Source organism: Bradyrhizobium sp. MI1.4 (genome assembly GCF_055811315.1).
On record NZ_JBVVPP010000133.1, the window covers coordinates 1 to 1064 of the forward strand.

Annotated in this window: 2 protein-coding genes; both read left to right on the forward strand. The window is 58.6% G+C overall.

Annotated elements, in window-relative coordinates; all coding sequences use genetic code 11:
• A partial coding sequence (locus tag AC0L23_RS39940; RefSeq protein ID WP_473358417.1) for a hypothetical protein occupies nt 1-479 on the forward strand: 479 nt, incomplete at its 5' end.
• Nucleotides 472-1064 (forward strand): HlyD family secretion protein (locus AC0L23_RS39945; RefSeq protein ID WP_473358418.1); only part of this gene is annotated, 593 nt, incomplete at its 3' end. The genes AC0L23_RS39940 and AC0L23_RS39945, both read left to right, overlap by 8 nt.

Here is a 1064-nt window from a genome sequence, read left to right on the forward strand (position 1 = left end):
TGCATCCGGCTACGCCGCATCATCTACCAGGCTTCATCACTGCTCCAGGTGACACCGACGTCATCATGGTGGTTGTCGGCGTCGTTCTTGTCGCCGCCGTTCTGATGGTCGGCAATTTCTATTTGCACCTGCATACGATGCCGGAGCGGATGGCCCATAAGTCGCAGAAGTTTCAATTTGAAATCGTGGCAGTGCTTGGACTTCTCGCGCTGTTCACGCATCATCATCTGTTTTGGGTGATCGGCTTGTTTCTCGCCATGATCGACTTGCCGGACTTCAGCACGCCGCTGCGGAAGATCGCTGGAGCGGTCGAAAGAATGGCCGGCGGTGCGCCGGAGCCGGATGCTACCGAAGTGCCCAACCATGCTCCGCCTCACTCTGCTACAGTGCCAGACGTGGTGAAAACCAGCGCAGCCGTGGACGAAATCAAGAGCAGGATCGAACGCGATCTCAAGCGGGGGACACCGGGCAATGCTTGAGCTCCTCCTCTGCGCCACTTTCACGATCCTTCCGGACTATCTCTATCGCCGCTATCGACAGGGGAAGCGCTTCGGACACGAGATCACGCTCTACTCGGTGTGGTACGAACTGCGGTTCGGCATCGTCACGTGTCTGATGCTGACGGTCTCACTCATCACGATGATCTTCTATTTTCATCCATCCACCACGTCGGCGACGTTGTTCTATCGAACCGTTCCGATTGTGTCCGAAGTCACCGGCCGGGTTGCGGAGGTTCACGTCGATGTCAGCGCCGACGTAAAGCAAGGTGACGTGCTCTTCAGGCTCGACAGCGCCAAGCAGGAAGCCGCACTCTTGACGGCCAAGCGCAAGATCGCTGAAGTCGACGCCGCCATGTTGGCAGCGCAGTCCGACATAATGAAGGCAGAGGGCCAGCTTCAGGAGGCAAAGAGCTCGCTGCAGCAGGCACAGGACGAGCTGGATACCAAGACTGAACTGCAGAAGCGCAACCCGGGGATGGTTCCGCAGCGCGACATTGAAAAGCTCGGCGTGGCCGTCGCAGGTCGCCAGGGCACTCTCGACGCTGCAACCTCCTCGAGGCAATC